This is a genomic window from Companilactobacillus kimchiensis (genome assembly GCF_001438805.1).
GTDB lineage: Bacteria > Bacillota > Bacilli > Lactobacillales > Lactobacillaceae > Companilactobacillus > Companilactobacillus kimchiensis.
Map to the genome: position 1 here is coordinate 18784 of NZ_JQCF01000006.1, position 23745 is coordinate 42528.

Below are 23745 nucleotides of genomic sequence, written 5' to 3' on the forward strand. Positions count from 1 at the left end.
TTTTTGTTTCAAGCTAAGTTATTTGTTTTATTTTAGTATTATTTCAAAATCAAAGTAGGATATGCTTGAAATAAACAAAACAAATAGGAGTTTGGGACATAACTGCCTTTTTACTTAAACATGCAGCATAAACGTGAAACATAACATAGCTCTTTCCGCTCAGAACAAACAGGCCATAGTAATCAAAAAACGATTACTATGGCCTGTTTGCCTTGATGCTCGAGAGCTGACCATGTTATGTCCCACTCTCTTCAATTTTCTTCACATTATTTTTGACTCTTAATTTCTTGGATCAATTTAGCTTGTGATTCAGCCTTAAAGGCTTTAGTTGCCTGTTCAGTAGCTTGTTTTTGCTCAGCAGGTGTCATTTTTGGATTAGCTTGCATAGCCTTCATCATGGCTGCTTTAACATAATCAGCACCCTCTTGTTTCATCTGAGCTTGAAAAGCTTTACTCTTCATTTTCTTTTGAAGTTGACTAGCTTGAGTAGTTGTCAAAACTAACCAATCATTGCCGACTTTGAAAGTATTCTTTTGTTTAATAAATTCTTTGTTATTATCAGAAAGTCCAAAGAGGAATGAATAAAAATCATTCTTGTATTCCCAACGGGTTGTTTTCTTAGTCATAGTTGCGGCTGAATAATCACCAGTCTTAACAACGTTTTTAACTTGTGAATCAACTTTAGTTGTTTGAGGTTTCTTCTTATTAGCAGTTTCAGGTGTGCGATAAATATAGACATCTTCTTTACCGTTAGTACCTAATTCCTTCTTTAATAGAAGATTTGAACCCTTTTGAACTGATTGAATCTGATAAGTCTTCTCATCAGTAACTTTTTGCATTCCTAAATGACCATACTCATTTGAGATCAAAAGTACCAAACTCAAAACGAACAAAGCAATGAAGGTTAGTGATAATGAATAACCAACTTTTTTATTTTCAATAAAAACAGCAAAGTAATAACCAAGAACGGCACAAATTATAATTGAAACAATAATCATTATTCTTCACCTGCCATTCTAGCATTCTGTAAATCAGAGTCGATTGACTTTGATTTAGAACTATTAGTTACTAATAAACTGATACCAAAACCAATCACACAGAATAAAATAGCGACGGCAAAGGCAGCATGATAACCATTCAAAGTTGCATCGAAGAAGTTATCTTTATATTGCAATGGAGCTTGTGTTAATAATGATTTAGCAGGTTTCAAATTGTTAGTAACGTTAGTTAAGACACTGATCAAAATAGCTGTTCCCATTGAACTGAAAACTTGACGAACAGTATTATTTACAGCTGTACCATGACTCATTAAGTCAAATGGCAAAGCATTCATACCATCAGTTGTTGCAGGCATCATAACCATTGAGATACCAAACATTCGGATCATGTAAAGGATAACAATATCTAAAACAGGGGTTGTTTTAGTAAGGAATAAGAATGGTACTGTACCGGCAGTTAACAAGAACATACCCATACGAGTTAGATCTTTAGGTCCAAATTTATCAAAAGCATTACCAGTGATTGGACTCATGATACCCATCATTAAAGCACCAGGTAGTAATGTTAATCCTGAATGGAAAGCTGACATACCTTTAACAATTTGAAGATATAGTGGTAGTACCATTTCAACACCGATCATTGCCATATTAGTAACTGATGACAAAGCGGCAGCGACGGCAAATTTCTTTTCTTTGAAAACACGTAATTCCAAGAATGGCGTTTCCATGTGAAGTTGACGATAACCAAATAGGAAAATAAAAATCAAACCAATTACGATCGATGCAATAACTGTCATTGAACCCCAACCGTCATTACCAACTGATGAGAAACCATATAAAATGGCACCAAATCCAATAGTTGATTCGATCAATGATAAAATATCAAGCTTAGTTCTACGCGTTTGAATAACTGGACGCATGAAGAAGAAAGCTAGGATAAGTACGATAACCACGATAGGAATGATCATTCCGAAAAGATCTCTCCATGTAAAGTTATCAATGATAAAACCTGAAAGTGTAGGTCCGATAGCAGGAGCAAGTCCAATAACTAAACCACCCAGACCCATGGCGGCCCCACGTTGATTAGCAGGGAAAATTGATAACATAACCATTTGCATAAGTGGCATTGTAATACCAACACCAACAGCTTGAACCAAACGACCAGCTAAGATTGTTCCAAAGTTAGGCGCTGTAAAACACATAATTGTTCCGACTAAGAAAGTCGACATTGCGATAATATATAAAATTTTCGTACTAAAATTGTTACTTAACCAAGCAGTAACAGGAATCATAATACCGTTAACTAGTAAAAAACCAGTTGTTAACCATTGAACATCAGATGTTGTAACATTGAATTCTTTCATTAACGTAGGAAATGCTGTAGTTAAAATTGTTCCGTTTAAAACCGTACAGAATGTACCAACAAGAAGGACCATAACCAGAAGATTCCGGTTAAAGGTTTTCCCATGTGCATCCACAATAGCTTTATTATTATTTGCCATAATAACAAATTCCTCTTCTCTATTTTAGTTAGAAGGTATCTCGATGCTGTCTAAATTTTTATAAACCTTTTCTAATATACTCTCCAGTTGCTTTTGTTCCTCAAAAGTAATCCCTTTAAACATTATCTCGTTACTTTTACGGAAATCATTACGAACTTTATCGTAAAGTTCACTTCCCGCTTCAGTAATGCTGACAATTTTTTTGCGACCATTATTTGGATCAGGTTCTCTAAAAACAAACTGCTGATCCTCAAGTTTTTTCAATGAACGAGCAATCGTTGCACCATCAGACATGGTAATCTCACCAATCTTGTCCTGAGTACATTGACCATGTTTATAAACGATTGATAAAAGAATACTCTCAAAAGCATTCAAATTTTTATCCTTTAAATAGCTGGCCGCAATTCTTCGTTTTATCTGCGTATACTTCATTACGAAACCAACTAAATTATAATCATCCATAAATTCACCTCATTTTATTGAAAAAAATTTCTTTTTTTTAGAACAAAAAATATGCTACACCCGACTCTTGATAAAATCAAGAGTTAGACACAACATATTTTCATAAAATCGTTTTCAATTTTCAGAAACTAATCAAAATAGTTAACTCCGATAGCAGCTCTAACTTCTTTTAAGGTTTGATTAGCAACAACATTGGCAGCATCGCTACCTTTTTTAAGAATATCGTAAACCCCAGGGATATCCTTTTCGTATTCGGCACGACGATTACGGATTGGTTCAAGAATTTCTTGAAGTACATCATTTAGATAACGTTTAACTTTTACATCACCCAAACCACCAGCTTGATATTGGGCCTTTAATTCAGCAATCTTTTCTTTATCAGTTCCAAAGGCATCAAGATATGTAAAGACAGTATTGCCTTCAATCTTACCAGGATCTTCGACGTGAATATGCTCAGGATCAGTGTACATTGACATAACCTTCTTTGTCACAACATCGGCTGGATCTGACAAGTAGATACAGTTACCAAGGGATTTACTCATCTTGGCGTTACCATCGATACCAGGCAATCTACCTTGACCCTTAGGTGGGAAGTAACCTTCTGGTTCTACCAAAGTATCAACATTGTAAGTATTGTTAAAAGTACGAACTAGTTCACGAGCTTGTTCCATCATAGGTTCTTGATCATCACCAACAGGAACAGTGTCAGCTTTAAAAGCTGTGATATCAGCTGTTTGACTAACTGGGTAAGTTAAGAATCCAGCAGGAATACTTTGACCAAAACTCTTTTGTTTGATTTCTGTTTTAACAGTTGGATTTCTTTCCAAACGAGCAACAGATACAAGATCAAGATAGTACATTGTTAATTCATTCAAAGCAGGAATTTGTGATTGAACTAAAATATTAGTTTTAGCAGGATCAATTCCAACTGAAAGATAATCAAGGGCAACTTGAATCAAACTGTTACGCACTTTTTCAGGATTTCTAGCATTATCAGTAAAAGCTTGCATATCAGCAATCATGATAAACATCTTGTATTTGCCTTCATTTTGAAGCTTAACACGGTTCTTCAATGACCCTAAATAGTGTCCGATATGTAATTTACCGGTAGGACGATCGCCTGTTAAAATAGTATTTGTTTTCATGTTTTTTCCTCCTGGATTTCATTAAAGCAAAGCAAATTTGAGTACTTATTAAGGATGCCGTCTTCCACAAAAATTGAAATTTGGCTGGAACGTGGTGGGCACAACTTCGAACCAACTCAAAACCGGAGTTGGTTTGAAGATTGGCCTTGTTCTAAGTGGGTTCCCCACTAAGAACAATTTCACCACTGAGCCAATTTCAATTTTTGTTCCAGACTGGTGTATTTGTTATTTTGATTCCATTTAATAAAAAATCAATATACTATTGATTAACACCTAATTGATTGAATGATTTTAACAATTAAAGGCCAAAACATTTTAAAAGCTATGGTCCCAACCAGAATACTTTCACTACCGATTTATAGTTAATCAAAATTAAATTGGATGTAATAAAATCAAAAATATAATAACAATTAAACCCACATCATTTTTCAATAGCAAAACATACTAACCAAAACCTAGCCTGGAGCAAAAATTTCAATTGGCTCAGTAGTGAAATTATTCTTAGTCAGCGAACTCTGCTGGCTTAGAATAAGGCCGAACTTGAAGACTCTTGGAACAAGAGGCTCCAAGTCGTGCCCACTACGTTCCAGCCAAATTGAAATTTTCGCGGAAGGCGGCATCCTTCAACCAACCAAAACTATTGCAGTTTAGTCAAAAAGCTAGTAGAGTAGTCAGTCTTACCGATAAAAAAAGAGCACCCTAATTAAATTAATTAATAGGACGCTCTAACGTGGTACCACCTGTTTTGTAGAGAATTTCTCTACCACTCAAAGTTATAAGGTAACTAACCATACCCATTTCCTAAAACAAGGTCGGTAACTTTTTCAGACTAAGAAGTTACTCTCTGGACCAACTTACTTGAATTAGTACTTAAAAATGCTTATGCTTTAATGTACTCTAATTGCTATTAGCATAATTAAAAAACGACAAATTGTCAACGAGGAGTAGTTTAATGACGATTAATCAATCTAAAGATGAAGAACAACAACGTGTCGATGTCGTTGCTAAAAAAATCGACGACAACATTGACCGAGTTGATCAAAGTATTGCTCAAGCACACCAAGAAACCAGCCGTATTGAACGTAATTATGGCGAAAATACTAAAGTCAATACAACCGAAGTTGATGACCAAATGGAAACTAATGCTTCAGTTCAACAGCAGAAACAATTAGTTTCGTTAGCTGTCGAAAATGAAAATATTTTAAATTCAAATAGATTAAAACTCGAAAATCTTCAGGGCTCACCCTACTTTGGACGAATTGACATTCTCGAAGACGGCGAAGAGGATACGCTTTATATTGGAACTTCCACTTTGCAAGATGACGATGGGGAATTTCTAATTTATGATTGGCGTGCCCCAATTTCTGGTATCTACTATAACGGTGTTTTAGGAAAAGTACATTACAAAACACCCAACGGAACAGCTGAAGTCGACCTCAAGAAGAAACGTCAATTTCAAATTATTCACGATAAGATCAGAAATATGTTTGATACTAACGAAACCGTCGGCGATGAAATTTTGCAATCAGTCTTGGGTGAATATAGCGATGAATATATGCGAAATATTGTTGCAACTATTCAGCAAGAGCAAAATACCATTATCCGGGATACTCACTCTGACGTCCTTTTAGTTCAGGGTGTCGCTGGTTCCGGCAAAACTTCAGCCATCTTACAACGAGTGGCTTATCTGCTTTATCACAGTCGTTCAACTATGAACGCCGATAATATTGTATTATTTTCACCCAACAAATTATTCAGCAATTATATTTCAGAAGTTTTACCAAGTTTAGGTGAAAGAAATATGCGGCAAGTTACTTTGAATGAATTCATTGCTTTACGTTTATCAGGAGTTCATGTGGAGACCCTCTTTGAACGTTATGAAAAAGATGAACGTAATCTTCCTCAGGCAACCATTAAAATCCGTCTGTACAAAGAGAGCGGCGAATTCTTAGATAAACTTGATCAACTAGAAAATGAACATCCCGAACATATTTTACATTTTGAGGATATTATTTTTGAAGGTAAACCATTCTTTACCAAAGAAGAAATTTCTGAAATCTACGATCATATCAATCATGCTTATCATATTCCTGACCGTTTCCTCAAAACTAAAAATATTTTGATCAAACGTCTTCAAAAGAGGATTCATGCTGATCGTAATGAGGATTGGGTACAAGCTGAAATCGATAATCTTTCTGATGAAGATTTTCAACAAATCATTACCGACCATGATATTGAAGAATCAACCAATCAACGCGAAATCATTGCTGAAGAATTTTTGCGTGAACGTTACGCTCCCATTTATAACGCCTTGATCAATAATTACTTCATCAATCCTTATAGGGAATATCTTTTCCTATTAGGAGAGTTGCAACAAGATTTAGTCCCTGATAACGTTTGGCAAACAATGATTGAATCAATTGATGATCAAATCGAAGCTCATAAATTAAATTTGAGTGATTCAATTGGTGTGCTATATTTACGTGACCTAATTACTGAAGGTGGCATCAACCATGCCATTCAACATATTTTTATTGACGAGGTTCAAGATTACACCATGGCGCAACTAAAATACATCAGTCACGCCTTTCCGAATGCTAAAATGACTTTGCTGGGTGATCGGGCGCAAGATGTTCTAACTAGTTCGTACCGTCAAAAAGATCTCGTAACTGAAGTTAACGAACTATTCAGTAAAAAGCGAATCAATACTATCACCTTGAATCAAAGTTATCGTTCAACTGCTGAAATAACTAATTTTGCTACAAAATTATTACCCAATGGTGCAGAGATCAAGGCCTTTTCTCGTCAAGGTGAAGATCCTACCATCAAAATTTTTGATGATAACAACTATTATCAAGGTCTCAAAGAAACTGCCAAAGATTTGAATAAGAAATACGAAACTGTCGCTATCTTGACACGTAATCAAGCTCAGGCTGAACAAATCTATACTCATTTTAGTGATGAATCAATCGTGACCCTAGTAGATGCTGACTTCCGCTCTATTCCCAAAGGGATTTTAATTCTACCGATCTACTTAGCAAAGGGATTAGAATTTGATGCTGTAATTGCCCATGATGTTTCGGTCAAAAACTATCCTGATACCCGCAGTAGTGACGTTCTCTATACTATTTGTACTAGAGCTATGCATAGTTTAACTTTATGTGTTGATAAAGAACTATCACCATTATTGAGTAATGAATCAGCCACTTTAATTTCTGAACAATAATTTAAAATGTTTTTAAATTTAAATTTGCAGCATAAATATGAACGAAAAAACACCTTATCAATTGATAGGGTGTTTTTTCGTTAGTCCTCAAAATCTGACCGTGTTTTGTTTTGTTCTTTAAATTCTAAATTATAATAGTCCCAACTGCAGCACTGATCATAGCCACAAAAATTGGCATCTTTTCATCTTTAGTATAGAGATAAGTTAAAGCATAGCACCAACCTAATGCCATCATCATCATAAACTGGGTAATTGATCCTGGCAAACTGATCAAACCAGCAACCACACCACTCAATAAAATCCCCATAATAGCACTATATGAAGAGTTTTTTCTAAAGAAGTAATTGAAGAAAAATCCTGTTTGAACTAATTGTTGTTGAATTGCCACAATAAAAACATTAGCAATCATGTTGAAAAGAAAGACGTTCTGATCTGAACTAGCAACGTCATCATTCTGAAAGCTTGGTAATTTACCAGTAACTTGTAAATAACTGACCATGATTCTAAGTAAACAAACCATGATGATCATCAAACTTACAAAACCAATATTAGAAACTAACGAGTAAACAAATCCATCCGCTGAATCTGAAAATGATTTTTCTTCACGGACATATTTTCTAATCATTAAGAATAATGTGATAATACCAACTGCAAAGAATGCAATCATCATCGGCATATCAATACCCTTTTTGGTAGCCGCATTATTTTTTAACATCAATGTGGCAACCGAAAATGCGATCCAAATTATATATCTAACAAAATCTGTAGCCGGGGATTCTCCTACGCGCATAATAACTTCTTCCAATCAATAATTTTACTTTGTCATTATATCATAAGCCAATACTTCATTTTCATTACGTTTTCAACTATTATTAGAAGAGTATTTATGGAGGGATTTATTAATGAATAAAAGTTCACGTATTTTTTATCTTGATTTTATCCGTGTTATCGCCATCTTATTGGTTATTTTCATTCACGTTTCAGCTATCGACACAACTTTGAATATCGGTAGTGGTCAGTGGCAAATAACCAAAATTTTAAATTACTTAGCCCACATTAGTGTTCCAATATTTTTTATGATCTCTGGTTCACTTTTACTAAATAGTAAAAAAACAACCTCTCTGAGTTACACTTGGAAACAACGTATTCCCAGAGTTGCCATTCCATTTATTCTTTGGTCGATTATTTCACCAATTGTCGTTGGTATCTACGCTCATTCGTTGTCATTCAAAAATGTCTTTTCAGTCGTTAAAACCATTCTCTATCAGCCAACATCCCCAACTCTTTGGTTCATGTATCCACTCGTTGGCATTTACATTCTTTCACCAGTGATCAAAACTTTTGTCCAAAACGCAACTACTACTATGTTAGTTTATGTTACCGGAATTTGGTTGGTAACATGTTCCCTATTACCATCAATCACCGTTATGTTGCCTAAGAGTTTCAATCATGTTCTAGAATTATCACCAATTGCCAATTTCTTCTTAGTCGGCGGTTTTACTGGCTACTTCATTTTGGGTTACTTGTTAACTAAAGTAAAAGTTGAAAATACTCACAGTTTAGTATTACTCGCCATCTTCTTAATTTTTGGATTAGCTGGTAATTTTATTTCCGAAGCCGTCCCAGCTATCTTCGACGCCAATAATGGCTACTACGTTACTTCCATTTTCATTCCCATTATGGCGGTTGCGGCCTTCATCCTATTACAAAAATGGGGTAGTCGCATCAAATCACCAACAACCATCAAGATTTTCGAATTCTTATCACCACTAGTTTTTGGAGTATATCTAATTCATAATCTTTTGATTCTTTATGTTGAACCTTGGTTTATGAATAACGTGCCGATTCACGGTCTATTGGCAACCTTTACACGTTATTTATTCGTTTTGATTTTATCAATTGCTATTATTTGGGTCATCAATTTAATTCCGGGATTAAATTATTTATTAACCGGAAATTCATCTAAAAAGAAATAAAAATTCCGTCTTCCATAACAAAGCCAATTTGGTTTATTGTTATGAATTCTAAATCAAAAATCACACCATATTATTGTGAGTCCTTATTTGGATTCATAAACAATAATGTAGTGTGATTTTTTGTGTAATACGGAGTTTTCCAATAACGAAAGCTCAGTTTTTAATCTTCTTTCTTAATACGTGTAACTTTCAACAAAGTGCCAAAAGCTAACATAATCAAGCCCATGATTGTAGCCAATACACCGGTCGTTGCTCCGGTTTGTGGCAAAGTATTACCATTATTTGTTGAACTACTATTTGATGTTTGTGATTCATCTTTATTATTACCAACAGCGCTTGATAACAATCCTTCATCTAAATTATTGTTGCTTTCGGGATTAGTACCCTCAGAACCGCCGTGAATAATTGTATCGCCCTCGTTACCAGTGTTTCCATCAGTAGTGACGTCGTCGTCTTCATCTTCATCACCCTTATTAGGTTCCTCAGTATTGTTGTCTTCGTCACCTTTACCAGGTTCTTCAGTGTCGTTGTCTTCGTCACCTTTACCAGGTTCTTCAGTATCGTTATCTTCGTCACCCTTACCAGGTTCTTCAGTATTATCTTCCTCTTCCTTATCAGGTTCACTAGGATCAACTAATTCACCAGTATCAGGATCAATATCTTCTTCTGTTTCTTCTTCATCAGGTTTTTCGATATTACTACCATCGTTTTCGTCATCTTTGTCTTCGATCCATTCATCAGGTATTTCCCCGGGAATGGTAATTGGCTTTTCAAACTCAGTTTCAACGTTACTGTCGTCTTGAAGATCCCAACGGTGACTTTCAGCATTAACATAAACTTTATTAGCGGCAATATTACCATCTAAGTTAGCATTGATATCTACTTCAGCTTTAGGAGCCAAAACGCTACCTTGGAATGGGCGTTGGATATCAACTTTACCATTATAAAGTTTATCACTGGCTGTACTGTCATAGAAATTCCACAAAACATGGTTATCATCAAAATATTCAGTTTCTTTATTAGGACGTTCCACATGATTTCCAACTGATCCGTCATTATAAATCAATTTGATCTGTGAATTTACCGTATATGGATCTTGTCCTTGAGTATCAACATTGAGAATGATGTTAGTTCCACCAGCATCCTTTGAAAGACCATAAATTGTTAAAGGAGTATTTTCACTGAGAACGCTGGAATCCAAATCGATCACAATTTGGTTATTTTCATTAGGTTCATATTGTTGAAGGTTAATTACCCGTTGATTCTTATCTGGAAATTCATCATTAGTTACTTTGATTTGAGCATGAGTACCTGAAAGATTTTGTGATTTTTGACTCAAAAATCCATCTAAATAATTTTCAACATCAATATATTGACCATTTTTATCTTGGTAAATTTCTTGACCCCTGATGTGATCTAAATTAATAGTGTTGATATTAGGACGGTCGGGATTAGAAATATCGATTGTATTATCACTACCAAAAATAACTTTGTTATCTCTAGTTTCGCCACTAGTTACAAAGGAACTATTAGCCAAATTATGTGGATGTTGAATATATGAAATATCCTTTTCCACGATTCCTTCGTGAACATTGGTTCCAAAATTAACGTTACCATAAAAATTATTAACAGCTACATTCCCGTTTGTATGGGTATTCAAATGTGCTTCGTTAGCAAATATATGGAAGTTCGATGCATAACCTAATTGGTTAGTCGACTCATTTGAATAATCATCACTGACATGACCACCATCCGGAATAGCATCGTTGACTGTTTGTGTAGCCGCAGTAGATTGAGTAGTAGTAGCGGCACTAGCAGCTTGTGGTTGTGTAGCTGCTGGTTGTGCAACTGGTTGTTCAGTCGTTGAATCGACTGTTGTTGCAGCTTGTGTAGCCGCATTTAGACCATTATTAACTGTACTTGTATTAGTCGTCGTTGTACTACCATCTGTTGTTGTATCAGCATGCACAGTTGTTGCACTCATTCCCATTAAAACTGCTGCACTAACAGCAACGCATGATAAAGCCCATTCTTTTCCCTTTTTCATTAACATAATTAACTAAATCTCCCTCATAGAATTTAGAATAATTATTATCAAAGTATTGGATTGGTAATAATTTTATTTATGAAAATTATTACTCTATCTAAAATCATTGTCAAATAGCGCTTTGATTTAATTTATATGCCATGATAACCGCTGCTACCAGTGCTATTGCCGCGCAAATAGTTATTCCTACAAAACCAATTTCATTGTAAAAGATGGCTCCGAAACTCGATCCTAATGTCAGGCCTAAATATAAAAAGGAACTATTAAAAGACATCACAGTTGAACGATTTTTAGGAATTATATTCACAATATATGTTGTTAACGCGGTGACTCCTAATCCTTGTGCCAAAGCTAGCAAAACTAACAAGAATATTATCATCGTCAGTTTGCCACTAAAAATTGCTAATCCTACTAAGGATAAAACTGACCCTAATCCATGAATAATGACACTCTTGATTGCACCAATTTTTGACAATAGATAACCACCAAAAAAACTTGCGATAAAATTACTCAAACCATAGGCGATAAAAGCCTTACCAGTTTGAGCAGTATTCAAATGAAATGTTTGTGCTAAAAAAGTTCCTAAAAAGGTATAAAACATATAAAAGCCAAACATCCAAATTAGATTGATCAAAAGTACCGGCACTGCTTTTTTAGTCGTGAAGAGAATTTTAAAACTATCGAAATACTTTAAAGATGCCGTTTTATCAGGATATGTATTCGGAACTACCATTAATAAAATCAAAAAAGCCACTAAAGCCAAACCACCTGAACTCCAAAAAGCCATATGCCAATTAGTTAATTGCGATAAAATTGTCCCCAATGGTACACCGATTGCAATTGAAAGCGATAAAGCTGACATCGTAATACCCATGACCAAATTTAACTTTTTGTCGGCAAAATAATTACCAATGGTTGCCCAAACATTGGGCATTGTTAAGGCTGCTCCTAAACCTGCAATAGCTCGAAAAATATAAAATAACATAATATCATTGGCAATAGCACAGAGAAAGCTGCCAACTAGGAAAACAATCATTCCAATAATCAATAAATACTTTTTATTATATTTATCACCTAAGGGACCAAAAAATGGTGAGCCTACTGCATAACACACAGCATATATCGTTACCGCCAGAGCAGTCTGACCAATCGAAGTATTAAAGTCATGACTAATAATTGGTAATAGTGGCGAAATGATAAATGAATCTGCACCAATAACGAAGACAATTAAAAACAGGCCGATTATCATAACTACTTCTTGAAACTTAAATATAACCCTTGCTGTCATAGCAATCACATCTTTCTATCCTCAACCCTCTATTCGAAATATAAATCCTCAAATAAAAAAGTACAAGACGAGAAATAAATGATACTTAGTATCAAATAATTCCCGTATTGCACTTTTCGATTTATGATAAAAACAATTATAACTAGACTGGATTGGAGCGTTATTTATGACTGCCTTAGAAATGAGTACTAGACATGGTGAAACCTGTCCATTAGATACAACATTAAACATTTTAAATGGTAAATGGAAGTCGATCATTCTCTGCCGTTTGATGAATCATGAACTACGATACAGTGAATTATTACGCTCATTACCCGGTTGTACAAGACGTATGCTTTCTTTACAATTGCTTCAATTGGAACATGATCAAATCATCAAAAAGGAAATTGATTCTAGTTTTATTCCCATCAAAACCAGTTACCATTTAACCGAGCTTGGACAATCATTGGTACCAATCATTCAAGCCATGGATAATTGGGGCGCAAACTACATTAAAACTTTGAACAAAAAAAAATCATCTAACGCAATTGTCAGATGAATTTTATTATTTCCGAATAATATATTGGGATAATTAGCCTTAATAGCGCGCTTGGGCTCCCATAGCAAATACAGCCACACATCCGAATCCAGTATGACTAGAAATGGTCATCCCAATTGGATAAATTTGAATATCTGCTTCACTAACTTTTTCAATAATATGTTCTTTAACAATTTCAGCGGCAGCGTAATCACCACTTGTTGTAATAATAATTGGTTGATCTTCATCATCTTTGATAGCTTCAATTATTTTATCTGCAATTTCAATCAATGACTTCTTACGAGTCCGAGTTTTGGCAACCATTTGTAGTTTTCCATTACCATCAATGTCCAAAATTGGTTTCACTTTCAAAAGTGTTCCTAGAGCAGCCGAAGTTCTTGAAATTCGACCCCCATGATACAAATAATTTAAATTATCAACAGTGAACCATGATTGCAAACGCATTTTGTTCTTATCAAACCAGTCAACAAATTCATCTAAACTAGCACCAGATTTTTGTAATCTAATGGCGGAAAGAACCATCTGACCTTCACCACCACTAGCTGCCAAAGTGTCCACAATGCGAATATCCGCATCAGGATAAGTTTCTAACAACATCTCTTTAGCCTGATTAGCACTAGACATTGAACCACTCAAGCCACCAGAAAAGCCAACATAGACAATTGGAGTTTTAGCTTCAACGTAAGGTTTGAAAAATTCAAAATATTCACCAACATTAACTTGCGTCGTTGTCGGTAAAGCACCCTCTTGAATCTGCTTATAAAATTCATTGATGTCATAACTTTTCCCAAAATCATTAATTAAATCCTTGTCACCCATTTTTACGTGGAAACTGATAGCATCAACATCGCTCGCTTGCAAAGTCGAGAGAGGCAAATCACATTCTGAATCAGTCAATATTTGATACATTCTTCCACCTCCTAAATTAACTTATGATTATCAAGTATATACTATATTAAATTATAGTCACCGACTAATAATACCATTTATTTTAATTGTGTATTTTGAGGGGCAAAGTGATTCATACAAACTATCCTAAAAAACATTTTGTATTTCTATGATTTGTTTTAATTTTCGGTAAATAAAAAATGGTTTCCAAATGCCAACTTATAAGCATTCAAAACCATTTTAAATTTAATTGTAAACTCTTGGATAAGCCGTCTATCGGATTTGAACCGACGACCCCCACCTTACCATGGTGATGCTCTACCTATCTGAGCTAAGACGGCAAGACACTTTCTACATTTTAGCAAATTTATTACCTGTAGAAAATGCTTTTAATTAAAATGCTTCAATTAATTCGGAAATCCCTGTGGCAAAGAAGAAAAATGCCAACATGAAGACGATAAAGCTACCTGCCAAAACTGGATTAAATAATAAGATGAACGCAAATAACAAATTCAAACATGCTAAGATCACGATCAAGATATAATACTTTTTACCAAAGAAGTGATAAAAACGTGATGTAAAGATTTGAAAAACAGCATCCAATAAGAACCAGATGGCAAACATATAAATGACTACTGCCACTCCCACATGCACGTGTGATACAAAAATTATACCGATAATAATATTTACAATGGCTGTAAAAATCGTCCAGCCACTTCGAACTCCCAAAAACTTAGTCATTTGTGATCCGAACCACAGTTGATAGACACCTCGCAAAATAACAAAGATTCCAAAAACGATGGCAATGGTTGATAAACTCTTTAATGGATACCAAAGAACTAAATAACCAGCATATAGAGATATTAATCCAATAATAAATCCAAACCAGTCAAAACGACGTTTTGGTTCGCTCATAAAAATCCCTCCCTCTCTTATATAAGCTCTGAATAGTATCAAAGCCTTGCTATTCCCTCACTCAAAATCATTTTAACATTATGGCTTATCAAAGTTGAATGATATGCGCTATAATAGAATGGCTAATAATATTATTAGGCTAAACGAAAGGTAGCAAAATTGTCCCCTAACAAAGAAAATTATCTTAAAACGATTTATGAATTGAATTATGATTTTACAAAAATAACTAATAAACGTATTTCTGAGATCATGAATGTTTCCGCTCCGTCGGTTACTGAAATGTTGAATGCGTTGGCCAGTGAAGGATATTTAACTCACTCTCCTTACAATAAGATCGTGTTGACCCCTAAAGGAAACAAGGTTTCCGAAAAATTGGTCCGTACTCATCGTTTGTGGGAAGTATTTTTGCATGAGAACCTTAAATATCCAGTCGACAATGTGCATCATAACGCTGATGCCCTAGAACACTCATCTGATGACGATTTAGTTGATCACTTGAATGATTTCCTAGGTCACCCACAACGTTGCCCACATGGTGGTATTATCCCTGGAAACGGTCAAGGTGAAACTGACGCGGATGATAAATTACTCAGTATGATTCCTGATGGTGCCAGAGTTCAAATTGTACGTGTTTCTGATAATTATGACTTCCTTCAATATTTTGGAAGTTTGAATCTTGAAATTGATGACATTATTGAAGTTGTCAAACATGAAAAGTTTGATAATTCCTTAGTTGTAACCAAAGATGATGGAACAAAGATTACTATTGGTGCCAAGGCCATTGATTATATCTTCGTCGAAAATAGATAATTAGTTTCATATTGTATTTGTTGGTTTCAGTTCTAGTGATAGGACCAACTATTTAACTAATGATCTTAAGAATATACAAAAATATCCCGTCAATTCAAATCTGAATTGACGGGATATTTTGTTTAAACGAAAAACTGTATTTACTATACGTTAATATTATGCTGCTTGATTCTTTTGATTATTTTCCAAAACCTTTTGATAAAAGACCGCCATCACTAATTGTTCATAAGGTTGTAACCAAATCGATAACAATTCATGGGTGAAAGCATTCAAAATTTCCCAAAAGAAAAATTCCAAACAGAGTGAAAAGTAAGTCCACTTGTAACCACGCATCAAGACTGAACTACGGCTAAAGCTTGAAAAAGCCATACGCAACGTCCACTTTCCTTGATTCTCAACGTCATCTTTAAAAACTAGAAAGACTTGCGAGAAAATCAGAAAGAACCAGATTCCTGGAATGATATATAACATAAACCCAGCTTCCAAGAAGAGTCCAAACAATGCCGTAATAAATAACATTGGGAAAAAGTATTTACCTGAAAAAGCTCGAAAAACATCCCTCAAAGCATTAATCTGATAGTCCGGTTGACGCAATTTATCAATCAAAGTGTAAGCAACACCAACACAGATCATAATAAAGAAAAACATAAAGGCATAAACAGCCACACTGGTTTGTGGCGTTAAAGTCAACATGTACTTATCTAAAGTACTAGGGTCATTAGCCATATTGGTTGAAATTTCAGCCAAACGTCGGCTGGCCTGTTCTGGATCGGCCAAATTAACATGTAAATTGGCCATCCAACTGGTATAGATTTTTAGTCCAAAATATACTGCCAAGAATCTCAATAGAATTGGAATTACGTTAAGGGAAATATTTCCTTTAATATCTTTTCTAAAAGCCTGATGGGCCTCTCGTCTAATTTCCAAGGCAGATATTCGATTATAGTTAGCGTTATTCATCAATATCCCTCACAATTGCAATAACGCCATTATAACAAAGATAGTTATAACAACCTAATTACTTAATAGTTATTGAACTCTTCGTTGCTTTGACATCTAACAGGTTAGTCGCGTCGGTTCTGTCCTGATAATTATTCCCATAACTCTTATCAAAATATCGGACAATCCCCTTTTCAGTTGTTAGGTCTAAACCATCAACAGTCAAAGAATTTCCAGTAAAACGCCCCCCGGTCAATAAGCGGAATTTATTCTGATTCATCAGTGTCGTTTTAGTTAAACTAACTTTACTGTGATTCGCCAAAGACTTAATAGAATCAAGATTAGACTGTTTAATGTTTAAGGAAGATTCATCCAAATTGATATTAGAGTTAGTAATCGTACTACTGTCAGCCTTGATAATTGAATCAGCACTAGCTATCAAAGTCATATTGCTGATTTTAGAATTATTCATTCCCAAAGTATCGTTATACAAATTAATTTTATCCAGGTTATGCACCGTTACATCATTCAAATACAGGCTAGAGTCATAGTCCATATCGTTAGGTGTTTTCACCAAATGATCAATCGTTACATCATTAATACGCATCGTTCCATCAGCCAAACGAACGTTAACATTATTCAAAGCTTTATTCATAGGAATAGTAACGGTGATCTGAGTTCTGCCTAAAACATTAACTCCAATTTTATCATTCTTTTGTTCTCCACCAGAAATGGTTAATGTTCCGTCTTTCACTTTATAAGTTGGAACCTGTGATTTATCTCCATCAACATGAATCTTATAACGGTCTCCTAATTTAAGATTGACGTTTGTGTCTCGACCTTCAATGTAAATATTATTAAAGTTTGATAAAGGATATGTTTCGTCCATTTTTTGGGCCACCTTGAAACCATGGTCCCAAATAACTGATCTATTGCCACCCATTACAAAACCTCCAAGGAGCAATATACCACCGACTATTAGCAGGTAAAAACCTGTTACAAAATACTTACGCATTTTCTTTATCCCCCTTCATTGGTGTTTTCCTACCGTGCAATAATTTTTTACCTAACCAACGGAAGAAAATCACAATCACACTGAAGAACCATTTAAATAACGCAAAGATGACCGGAATCAAGAAGAAGTCCACTCCTAGGATTAAGAGTCCAGCTCCAACATAAAATAATGTAGTTCCGAACGAACTAAAGATAACTGACAATCCTACAAAAATAGCCCCAATTCCACCAACTACTGACATTGCCACTAGGAATAGGAATAAAAGAATAAAGAAGATTCCTAAACCAATTACCAAAGCTAACATCAGGATAATAATTAAAGCAATTGGAATTGCAATAGGTGAAGCCATCAAAGCTAATAAAACCAAACCAATCATTCCTAAATTCTTTTTGAAACGTTCATTGCTGGTAGTTTGACCATTATTAACATTTTGATAATTTTCCTCCGACATTTTAATAGAATAATCAGCCAGAACTTTTCTAGCTAAATGCTTTGGTGTACCCAATTCATTAATAATGGTATCTGAAGTTGTCAGATTAGCGTCAATAATATATTCACGATAGAATTCAACAACCTCTTGTTGTTCTTTTGCACTTAATTGATGTAAATAGATTTCAAACTCGTCAATATAAGAATCACTTGCTTTATTCTTCATTTTTCCCCTCCAAGATAGCATCCGTGGCTGCCTTTAATTCCTGCCAGTTACTTCTAATTTCTTCTAAACGTGTTTTACCTAAATCGGTAATTTTGTAATAACGACGATTGCGACCCTCATAAGCCTCATCGTAAGTACTTAACCAATCTTCCTTTTTGAGTCGACGTAAAATTGGATACATGGTCGATTCTGAAATCGGAAAAATCTTTTTAATCTCACGAGTTATCGCATAACCGTAGTAATCTTCGTTAGTTAGCAGAGCTAAGACTGAACCTTCAAGAATCTCAGTTGATACTTGAATTGCCATATAACCACCTCATTTCTAATACTATACGACGTATAATATCATTTAACTAATAATATAATATAGATAATAGTTTGTGTCAATTTTGGTTAGTTTTTAAGGATACTGCATTCGCTATTTGTATCTATCAATTAAACTATTATGTTCTAACGTAATTAATAAAGGGGGCATACTAATAAATCCATTTATTATTCAATAATCATCAAGTAATTTCTAACTTATTTAATAAAAAATAAAACATAGACTTTCTAATTTGTCATAGAGGTATTGAATCAAAAACAATTCACTAACTCGGAACAGAAATCGAAATCGGCTCAGTAGTGAAATTATTCTAAGTCAGCGTACCCCACTGGTTTAGAATAAGGCCGAACTTTAAGACAACATGATTTTCGTTGGCTCAAAGTCGTGCCCACTATGTTCCGGCCGATTTCAATTTTTGTGGAGAGTGGCATCTAAAAAACATGATTGCCTTTATAAAAATGCTTGACAGAATTAGTTTTAGGTCGTACGATAACTTCAACATTTTAAACAAGTATAAAAACGACGACAGAAGAGTAATCGAGCAAACTAGTCCAGAGAGTCAACGATGGTGAGAGTTGATCTAGTCCTTGGTGAAACACATCTGTAAGTTGAATGATTGAATCAAGTAGGTCATTTCGGTAGCACCGTTACAGCTGAAGTTATTGTAACTTCATGAGTCTAGTATCGTGAGATATTAGAAACCAGAGGTGGTACCGCGAATAGTCGCCCTCTTAGTCATTTTGACTGAGAGGGCTTTTTTATTCACAGGAAACTTCTTTACAATAACTTTTTGAGGTTGATATTGTGAGATATTAACAAACTCGAGGTGGAACCACGTCAAGACGTCCTTTAGCATTTATTTGCTAATGGACGTCTTTTTTATATTTGAAAAGGGGAGAAAAATTATGATGAACTATATCTTTGAAATTTTACCGTCACTACTAAGCGGTACTGCAATGACTTTAAAAGTTTTCTTCTGGACAATTATTTGCTCATTGCCACTAGGAATTTTAGTTTCATTGGGTCGCAGCTCTAAGTTCAAGCCACTCAGTTGGATCTTGTCGTTTTATATCTGGGTTATGCGAGGAACCCCATTGCTATTACAATTGATTTTTGTTTTTTATGGTCTTCCTAATCTACCATTCGCTCATATCGTTTTTGAAAGATATGATGCTGCACTGTTTGCCTTCGTACTCAACTACACCGCCTACTTCGCTGAAATTTTTCGTGGTGGTTTTGGAACCGTCAGCAAAGGACAATTTGAAGGCGCCAAGGTGCTTGGCCTCAACTATTGGCAAACAATTAGAAAAATCATCATTACCCAAGTTGTCAAAATCGTCTTACCTTCAATCGGTAACGAAGTAATCAATTTGGTCAAGGATTCATCATTAGTTTATGTAATTGGTTTGGGAGATTTATTACGTGCTGGAAATATCGCCAGTTCCCGTGATGTGACCTTACTTCCCTTAGTTTTAGTTGGTATCATCTATTTACTATTAACCTTAATCTGTACATGGGCCTTAAAAATATTGGAAAAACACTTTAGTTATTATCGTTAGGAGCGAACAATCATGTTGAAATTAGAAAATATTACTAAAAGTTTTGATGGTAAAACCATCCTTGATAACTTAAATCTTGAAGTTAAAGATAATTCAATTCTTAGTATCGTCGGTCCTAGTGGAGCGGGTAAAACAACCTTATTACGTTGCATTGCTGGCCTTGAAAAAATTGATTCTGGATCATTTATTCTCAACAATCAACCTTTTGATCCTTTTGATGAATCCGTTAAAGAACGTATTGTCGGCGTTGTTTTCCAAGATTTCAATCTTTTCCCACATTTATCTGTTATGGAAAATATTGCGCTAGCACCTAAAATGGTTTTGAAACAAGATAAAGCTACTGTGCAAAAGAATGTTGATAACTTATTAAATCAATTGGAACTTACTAACTATCAAAATCAATATCCTTTTGAATTGTCTGGTGGTCAAAAACAACGTGTCGCTATTGCTCGAGCTTTAGCCATGCAACCACAAATTCTTTGTTACGATGAACCAACATCTGCACTTGATCCCAGCTTACGTGATACCGTGGCCAAGTTAATTCTCGAATTAAAACAAACCGGCATTACACAAATTGTTATTACTCATGATCCTGATTTTGCTAAAAAAATTGCCGACCAGTTGCTGGAAGTTAAACCAATCAATAATTAATCATAGGGAGATTAATAATATGAAGAAAAAGATATTTATACTCTTAAGCTTATTAGCCTTCTTTAGCTTAACCTTAGCTGGCTGCAGCGATAATCAAAAATCAGTTGCTCAAGAGGCCAATACTACTGATACTTGGTCCTCCATCCAAAAACGTGGTCGTGTGATTATTGGACTCGATGATACTTTTGTTCCCATGGGGTTCCGGGAAAAGAATGGTAAATTAGTTGGTTATGATATTGATTTGGCTAAAGCCGTTTTTAAACAATATGGTATCAAAGCTGATTTTCAACCAATTGATTGGAACATGAAGGAAACTGAACTGAGAAATCGGACTATTGATCTCATTTGGAACGGTTATACGATTACTCCAGCTCGTCAGAAACAATTGGCCTTCTCACGTCCTTACATGGCTAATCGTCAAGTCTTGGTCACTAAAACAAATGAGAACATTACTTCTTTTGCTGATATGAAAGATAAAACACTTGGGGTTCAGACCAGTTCCTCTGGTGCCAGTTTATTGGATGAACATCCCACCATGTTAAAAAACTACATCAAAGGTAAAAATCCCGTATTATACGATTCCTTCAACAATGCTTTAATGGATCTTGATGATGGCCGGATCCAGGGACTCTTGATCGACAGTGTATATGCTGGTTACTACATTAGTAAAGAAAAGGACCCCGGTTCATATCGCATTACAACTGGTGGTTTCGATGGTGAAGATTTTGCCGCTGGTATGCGTAAAGGCGATAAAACACTTAAAAATAAAATCGATTGTGGACTACAACATTTGGCCAATACTGGCGAATTACAACAGATCAACAAAAAATGGTTTGGCAATTCTGATAATTCTTTGATTCAACCTAAAAAATAGTAAATTTCAGAAACTGCTCACAAAAATAGCCATCAATCTCCAAATGGAATTGATGGCTATTCATTTACTGCTACAAAGTTAATAATGCTTTATGTTGTGCCTCTTTATTGGCAAATGGTTCAATAATACTCTTTAATAACTCTTGGTTCCTTAATTGATTCTTCCACTTATCATTAACCTGCTCGCTTAAACATTCACAACTTGCCATGGTGGCTACAATACTGGCTACGGTATCTGTATCACTACCCAAATTAACAGCTAAAATAATAGCATTGTCAATACTGGTTGTACCTAAAACACACCAGGTACAGGCTAACAGTGTGTCGACCACATATCCGGTTGACTTAATATTCCGTCTCAAAGTTGAAGAAAAATCACTCTTAAACATCGCAGCGTACTGTGGTAATTCCGCCAATTCTTCCGGTCTATCTTTCAAGGCATCAGTCAGTCGTTCGGGTAAATTTCTTAAGACTGTTCGTAACGATTGACCATTTAATAATTCATGTAATATTTCTAAATAAATATAACTAGCCACAATTGCTCTTGGATGACGATGCGTCAAACAAGTATAATCATGTTCCAACTGTAGTCTTTTCTCAATATCTGGTTCATTCACCAAATGAATTGCCAAAGGAGCCAAGCGCATCAAAGCTCCATTTCCATTAGCGTAAACGCTCATGTCCCCACACTCCAGTGCCGGATAACGGTTTACTGACCAATTTCGTACGGCTTTAGCACATGTATTTCCAATTCCAAAAGCTAAATTATCTGGCGTATATTCATTGTGAAACATGTAATTCTCGAACTTTTGCATTAATTGATCATAATCACCATTATCAGTTAAATTTTCCATCAATGGTAATGTAAACGAAGTGTCATCGGACCAGCTTCCCTTAGGTTGTTCCCATGTTCCAGAATCGATCATTGAATCAATATAATAAGAGTCGCGTTGGGCAAATTCTACTGGAACACCCATCGCATCTCCTACGATCCCCGCATACAAAATATTCTCAATTTGACACGTCTGCATCAATTTCCATCTCCCGTTTAAAAAACTGAGACTAAATTTTCATTTAGCCCCAGTTAAGTTTAGTCTTCTATTTTAAGAATACTATAATTTCTATCCCATCTATAAGCACGTTTAATCCTAAAAAATCAAAAGAAGTAAGGCCAGAAAAATACCAAACATGGCAAGAAAACTAACCTTCTTCTTATCATCGCGAATTCTCCGCAGATTTTTATTCATAAGCATTTTGCCTCCGTGCCTAAGAAAGTTATATCATCTACGAAATAAAATGAAAAGGCTTTTTTGTAAAGCTTAAAATTTATTTTCCATATTTTATTTTTAAGGAATTTGCGTTTTAATTCGGAAAACAATATTTATTTTTTCGAGCATTTTACGAACATTTCAGTATAATTAAAGTATAAATATAAAGGAGTTCCCAATTACAACCATGAATAAAAAAAATCGTGTTTACTTAGCTGGACCATTTTTTAGTGAACCACAAATCAAACGACTTGATGAAATCCAAACATTGCTAGAAGCCAATTCAACTATTGGTGATATTTTCAGACCAGGCAAGGATGAATATACTAAAGCTGAGTTTGGATCATTTGAATGGCAAACCGCCGTTTACAAACATGATATTAATAACATTAATATTTCAGATGTAGTAGTTGCAATGTTAGACTATAAAATAGAAGAAAATGAATTGGAACCAGACTCTGGAACAATGTGGGAATGTGGTTACGCGATTGCTAACAACGTCCCTGTTATTGCTGTCCGAAATGATACCAGTGAACCTTTGAACTTGATGTTGGCTGGTAGTTTAACTGCCTTCTTTAATGGTCACGAAAGTATTCAAGAATTGAAGGATTATGATTTTAATTCACTAATGACACGCTATGAAAACGTAAAGGTACTTTAGGAGG

The 23745-nt window shown here is 35.0% G+C and carries 22 protein-coding genes, 1 tRNA gene and 1 other annotated feature; of the genes, 8 read left to right on the plus strand and 15 right to left on the minus strand.

Annotated elements, in window-relative coordinates; translation table 11 throughout:
- Window positions 1–266 precede the first annotated feature (266 nt).
- The 4 genes from IV57_RS04440 to trpS all read right to left on the minus strand — a co-directional run bounded on the left by IV57_RS04440 (window position 267) and on the right by trpS (window position 4107).
- Complete coding sequence (locus IV57_RS04440; protein WP_057880301.1) at window positions 267–998, minus strand: DUF4811 domain-containing protein; 732 nt, start codon at window positions 996–998, stop codon at window positions 267–269.
- Entirely contained in the window at window positions 998–2500 is a 1503-nt protein-coding gene (locus IV57_RS04445) for an MDR family MFS transporter (protein WP_057880302.1), read from the minus strand. Before IV57_RS04445 ends, IV57_RS04440 begins: the two co-directional genes overlap by 1 nt.
- A gap of 24 nt (window positions 2501–2524) precedes the next feature.
- Window positions 2525–2962, minus strand: a complete 438-nt coding sequence (locus IV57_RS04450) for a MarR family winged helix-turn-helix transcriptional regulator (protein ID WP_057880303.1) — start codon at window positions 2960–2962, stop codon at window positions 2525–2527.
- Window positions 2963–3090: 128 nt separating this feature from the next.
- Entirely contained in the window at window positions 3091–4107 is a 1017-nt protein-coding gene (gene trpS, locus IV57_RS04455; protein WP_057880304.1) for a tryptophan--tRNA ligase, read from the minus strand.
- Between the two features lie 952 nt (window positions 4108–5059).
- On the opposite strand from trpS, the gene helD reads away from it, so the two are divergent.
- A complete protein-coding gene (gene helD, locus IV57_RS04460) occupies window positions 5060–7333 on the plus strand; it encodes an RNA polymerase recycling motor HelD (protein WP_057880305.1) in 2274 nt (757 codons plus the stop codon).
- Window positions 7334–7457: 124 nt separating this feature from the next.
- Here the strand turns inward: helD and IV57_RS04465 are convergent, their stop codons facing one another.
- The gene (locus tag IV57_RS04465) at window positions 7458–8123 is read right to left on the minus strand and encodes a CPBP family glutamic-type intramembrane protease (RefSeq protein ID WP_057880306.1); all 666 of its coding nucleotides are present in this window, start codon (window positions 8121–8123) and stop codon (window positions 7458–7460) included.
- Between the two features lie 112 nt (window positions 8124–8235).
- On the opposite strand from IV57_RS04465, the gene IV57_RS04470 reads away from it, so the two are divergent.
- On the plus strand, window positions 8236–9309 hold the full coding sequence (locus IV57_RS04470; protein ID WP_057880307.1) for an acyltransferase: 1074 nt from the start codon (window positions 8236–8238) through the stop codon (window positions 9307–9309).
- 160 nt (window positions 9310–9469) lie between these two features.
- On the opposite strand, the gene IV57_RS04475 is transcribed toward IV57_RS04470, so the two are convergent.
- Both IV57_RS04475 and IV57_RS04480 read right to left on the minus strand, forming a co-directional pair.
- On the minus strand, window positions 9470–11362 hold the full coding sequence (locus tag IV57_RS04475; protein WP_057880308.1) for a collagen-binding domain-containing protein: 1893 nt from the start codon (window positions 11360–11362) through the stop codon (window positions 9470–9472).
- Between the two features lie 103 nt (window positions 11363–11465).
- Window positions 11466–12644, minus strand: coding sequence for an MFS transporter (locus IV57_RS04480; protein ID WP_083488891.1), 1179 nt, complete (start codon window positions 12642–12644; stop codon window positions 11466–11468).
- Between the two features lie 166 nt (window positions 12645–12810).
- On the opposite strand from IV57_RS04480, the gene IV57_RS04485 reads away from it, so the two are divergent.
- The gene (locus IV57_RS04485; protein WP_057880309.1) at window positions 12811–13182 is read left to right on the plus strand and encodes a winged helix-turn-helix transcriptional regulator; all 372 of its coding nucleotides are present in this window, start codon (window positions 12811–12813) and stop codon (window positions 13180–13182) included.
- A gap of 39 nt (window positions 13183–13221) precedes the next feature.
- Here IV57_RS04485 and IV57_RS04490 read toward each other — a convergent pair whose 3' ends face one another.
- From IV57_RS04490 to IV57_RS04500, 3 genes are all read right to left on the minus strand, one after another.
- Entirely contained in the window at window positions 13222–14091 is an 870-nt protein-coding gene (locus IV57_RS04490) for a DegV family protein (protein WP_057880310.1), read from the minus strand.
- Between the two features lie 246 nt (window positions 14092–14337).
- Window positions 14338–14411: transfer RNA gene (locus IV57_RS04495), tRNA-Thr, on the minus strand.
- Window positions 14412–14463: 52 nt separating this feature from the next.
- Window positions 14464–14985, minus strand: coding sequence for an HdeD family acid-resistance protein (locus tag IV57_RS04500; RefSeq protein WP_057880311.1), 522 nt, complete (start codon window positions 14983–14985; stop codon window positions 14464–14466).
- A 159-nt stretch (window positions 14986–15144) separates the two neighbouring features.
- On the opposite strand from IV57_RS04500, the gene IV57_RS04505 reads away from it, so the two are divergent.
- Window positions 15145–15795, plus strand: a complete 651-nt coding sequence (locus tag IV57_RS04505) for a metal-dependent transcriptional regulator (RefSeq protein ID WP_057880312.1) — start codon at window positions 15145–15147, stop codon at window positions 15793–15795.
- 156 nt (window positions 15796–15951) lie between these two features.
- On the opposite strand, the gene IV57_RS04510 is transcribed toward IV57_RS04505, so the two are convergent.
- From IV57_RS04510 to IV57_RS04525, 4 genes are read right to left on the minus strand one after another with little or no spacing between them, the layout of a single operon-like run.
- The gene (locus IV57_RS04510) at window positions 15952–16755 is read right to left on the minus strand and encodes a DUF975 family protein (protein WP_057880313.1); all 804 of its coding nucleotides are present in this window, start codon (window positions 16753–16755) and stop codon (window positions 15952–15954) included.
- Between the two features lie 58 nt (window positions 16756–16813).
- Complete coding sequence (locus IV57_RS04515; protein ID WP_083488886.1) at window positions 16814–17749, minus strand: DUF4097 family beta strand repeat-containing protein; 936 nt, start codon at window positions 17747–17749, stop codon at window positions 16814–16816.
- Complete coding sequence (locus tag IV57_RS04520; protein WP_057880315.1) at window positions 17742–18404, minus strand: DUF1700 domain-containing protein; 663 nt, start codon at window positions 18402–18404, stop codon at window positions 17742–17744. Before IV57_RS04520 ends, IV57_RS04515 begins: the two co-directional genes overlap by 8 nt.
- A complete protein-coding gene (locus IV57_RS04525; protein WP_057880316.1) occupies window positions 18394–18711 on the minus strand; it encodes a PadR family transcriptional regulator in 318 nt (105 codons plus the stop codon). The genes IV57_RS04520 and IV57_RS04525 overlap by 11 nt, the downstream gene beginning before the upstream one ends.
- A 531-nt stretch (window positions 18712–19242) precedes the next feature.
- Window positions 19243–19463: a binding site (T-box leader), on the plus strand.
- Between the two features lie 171 nt (window positions 19464–19634).
- Between IV57_RS04525 and IV57_RS04530 the strand changes: the two genes are divergently transcribed.
- From IV57_RS04530 to IV57_RS04540, 3 genes are read left to right on the plus strand one after another with little or no spacing between them, the layout of a single operon-like run.
- Window positions 19635–20288 carry an amino acid ABC transporter permease gene (locus IV57_RS04530; RefSeq protein WP_057880317.1) on the plus strand — a complete coding sequence of 218 codons (654 nt, stop codon included), beginning with the start codon at window positions 19635–19637 and terminating at the stop codon, window positions 20286–20288.
- 12 nt (window positions 20289–20300) lie between these two features.
- Entirely contained in the window at window positions 20301–20939 is a 639-nt protein-coding gene (locus IV57_RS04535; protein WP_057880318.1) for an amino acid ABC transporter ATP-binding protein, read from the plus strand.
- A 19-nt stretch (window positions 20940–20958) separates the two neighbouring features.
- Window positions 20959–21813 (plus strand): amino acid ABC transporter substrate-binding protein, encoded by an 855-nt coding sequence (locus IV57_RS04540; protein ID WP_057880319.1) that lies wholly within the window; start codon window positions 20959–20961, stop codon window positions 21811–21813.
- A gap of 70 nt (window positions 21814–21883) precedes the next feature.
- On the opposite strand, the gene IV57_RS04545 is transcribed toward IV57_RS04540, so the two are convergent.
- Window positions 21884–22843, minus strand: coding sequence for an ADP-ribosylglycohydrolase family protein (locus tag IV57_RS04545; protein ID WP_057880320.1), 960 nt, complete (start codon window positions 22841–22843; stop codon window positions 21884–21886).
- A 424-nt stretch (window positions 22844–23267) separates the two neighbouring features.
- On the opposite strand from IV57_RS04545, the gene IV57_RS04550 reads away from it, so the two are divergent.
- Window positions 23268–23741 (plus strand): nucleoside 2-deoxyribosyltransferase, encoded by a 474-nt coding sequence (locus IV57_RS04550; protein WP_057880321.1) that lies wholly within the window; start codon window positions 23268–23270, stop codon window positions 23739–23741.
- The last annotated feature ends 4 nt before the right edge of the window (window positions 23742–23745 follow it).